Below are 2806 nucleotides of genomic sequence, written 5' to 3' on the forward strand. Positions count from 1 at the left end.
ATTGTTTATAAAAAATGGTCAATTTAAACATGCACAAAAAGATGGATTCTTGAGTGGATTCATATAAAATAATTGCATAAAACCTATTGACTTTATTAGTTTTTTATGCAATATTTGGTATCTGGCGGCTACACCAAATTGACGTTTATAATCAAAATACTCTTCTTTAAGCGTGTAATGCGTTGCACTGTGATTTTTGCCAAAACCTATAACCGCACTTTGGGCTCCTAAGAACACCGCACGACGTACACTCTTTACCGCTGTATTATTTGTCGAGTTTACACCATGGGTAACATGAATAGCTTCACGTAAAACAACACCATTATACATGCCAAGAGAACCATCAAAGATTGGGTTCTTTGCACGAGAAGTCGCATAAACCGATTTTTGGATATCTAACCACTCACCAGCGGCTGTATTGGTACGCAATTGCATCACTTGTGTTGGGTGCAAATAGAGAACGTAAACATCATCACCGTTAACATAAACGGGGGAAATTTGCGGATTAGCAAGTTTTGCTTGTTTAACCGCTTCATCAATAAGCTTCAAACTAAAGCTATGTTTGGCTTTATCATTAAGATCTTCATCCTTGGTTTTCCCATCGGGGCGGATAATACGTTCACTGCTTGGTGCCATGATTTCATTAAAGCCATAATGAACCGGTTTAATGTACACTTCTCGACCATCAACGCTAATCGTACGGGCTGTATAACCACATACCTGCAAAAAGAACATGATGCTTAAACGATTGGCATACCAGCGAACCAAGCCTTCTTTCGCTTTCTTACGTAAATTCGGGAGGATTCTCTGTTGATCAATCGAGTCATCATTGGCAACACGCGCCGCATGTAAAAGCTCGTTAATCACCAACCGATCATTCATAAATTGAAGCGCTTCTTCATTGCCTTCTAAGGTTTCGCCTTGCGTGACACCATCTCCAAACAGATTGACTAGCAAACTGAACGTAACACTATCCCCTGCGCTCTTATGGGTTTCGTTATAAAGCTGGATAATGCTGTTCGAACTTTTGCCAATAAGAGGGGCAATTTTTGTCGCTTTCAAAACTTCATTGCTTAATTTCTGTGACCACAATTTTACCGATTGCGGATCATGGGTTCCTATATGTGTTGTTGCCATTGATTTCACCTTTCTTTGCTGTAAAAAAACCGGCTTAAAGCCGGTGGAAAACCCGCATCAAAGGCGGATTATGCTGTAAAACTTATTGCTTAATCGGGGTCTGCACCCATAATTTCATAAAAACGGGCTTCATTTTTCGGATTGGAGATCCATGCGTTGAATTCTTTCTCAGACATATTCGCAAGTGTCTCTTTGGTCATAGGACCTGTACTCCCCCCTCCTCCAGATGCTGTTAAGGTTCGCGCAGAATTCTGACGGCTTTGAAGCGCTGCAACTTGATTATTGGCTTGCACTGCTTGGTTCTGATAACCAAGATTTTGCGCTATCCTATAAAGCTCTTCTGCTGGATTAACCCCCTTTTGGGCGCAAGTCGCTACAATTGTACGTAATTCATCCCCTATAATCGCATCTATCGTGCTCCGTTGCGCATAAGTCGGATAAACAGATGACAAGGCATTGATTTATAATAATAATTCACTGTTTTGTATGTTGAATAAGAGTCCCGAATATCGTAAGATTCTCTCATTTCAAAGCTGTTTATCTTGAATCAATCAAAATCACTTGCTTGCACACCACAAGCGGGGCTGGTGTGTGGGTAAAAACTGTATAAGAAAGGACTAAAAATGGCTCTTATGAACCGTCTTAATGCAAGATCTGTCGCAACATTGGGAGCTGGCAAATATAATGATGGTGCCGGCTTGTTACTTCATAAGCGTAAAGATGGAGGCGCTCAATGGCTTTATCGTTATACTATTCATGGACGCCGCCGTGAAATGGGTTTGGGTGCCTTGAGAGATGTCTCTTTAAAACAAGCCCGTGAATTAGCAAACCAATGGCGTTCTGTTTTGCATGAGGGGCGTGACCCCATTAAAGAACGCAATAAACAAAAGCGTGAGGCAATAAGCAATCTCCATTACTTAAAAGATATTGCACTAGATACTTTTGAAAGTCGTAAAGCTGAATTAAAAGGTGATGGTAAAGATGGGCGTTGGTTTGCACCTTTACGCCTTCATATTCTCCCTAAATTAGGCTGTCTGCCCGTTTCTGAGATTACACAAACAGAGATACGCAATGTTATCTCTCCTATCTGGCATACAAAAGCTGGAGTTGCTCGTAGAGCTCTTATTCGTCTCAATATGTGTCTCAAACATGCGGCTGCATTAGGGGTGGATGTTGATTTACAAGCAGTAACAAAAGCACAAGCTCTCTTAGGAAAACAGCGCCATAAGGTTACGAATAGACCTGCAATGGATTGGAGAGATATACCCGCTTTTTATAAAACACTTTGCGAAGCATCAACCCTAACACAATTGGCTTTGCGTTTGCTTATTCTGACAGGCGTTCGTACCAACCCTTTACGTCATATTCATAAAAATCAAATTGAAGATGATATCTGGACTATCCCTGCTGAGAATATGAAAGGAAGGCGTGATACAACAAAAGAATTTCGCGTGCCTCTATCAACAGAAGCATTAGACATTTTAAAACAAGCACACCTTTTATCTCGCAATGAATTCTTTTTTTCTGCGAGAGGTCGTGGTCCCCTTTCTGAACGCTGTATGTCGCAATATATGCAACGCACTGGTCTTGATGCCTGCCCCCATGGATTTCGCTCTAGTTTACGCAATTGGCTTGCTGAAACAACCGATGCCCCCTATGAGGTCGCTGA

At 41.4% G+C, this 2806-nt stretch carries 2 protein-coding genes and 1 pseudogene; 1 reads left to right on the forward strand and 2 read right to left on the reverse strand.

Features of this window, described 5'->3' with window-relative positions:
• Positions 1-18 precede the first annotated feature (18 nt).
• Positions 19-1137 carry a N4-gp56 family major capsid protein gene (locus ACFINU_RS09510; RefSeq protein WP_375618789.1) on the reverse strand — a complete coding sequence of 373 codons (1119 nt, stop codon included), beginning with the start codon at positions 1135-1137 and terminating at the stop codon, positions 19-21.
• 89 nt (positions 1138-1226) lie between these two features.
• Positions 1227-1598: pseudogene (locus tag ACFINU_RS09515) on the reverse strand (hypothetical protein); the annotation flags it as partial.
• A gap of 162 nt (positions 1599-1760) precedes the next feature.
• On the opposite strand from ACFINU_RS09515, the gene ACFINU_RS09520 reads away from it, so the two are divergent.
• A partial coding sequence (locus ACFINU_RS09520; protein WP_375667634.1) for a tyrosine-type recombinase/integrase occupies positions 1761-2806 on the forward strand: 1046 nt, incomplete at its 3' end.

It is taken from the genome of Bartonella sp. AC130YNZD (assembly GCF_042196865.1).
Taxonomy (GTDB): domain Bacteria; phylum Pseudomonadota; class Alphaproteobacteria; order Rhizobiales; family Rhizobiaceae; genus Bartonella.

Excerpts from the sequence above, each read along its gene's own strand:
- ACFINU_RS09510 (WP_375618789.1), bottom strand. The coding sequence starts at position 1,137 with ATGGCAACAACACATATAGGAACCCATGATCCGCAATCGGTAAAATTG.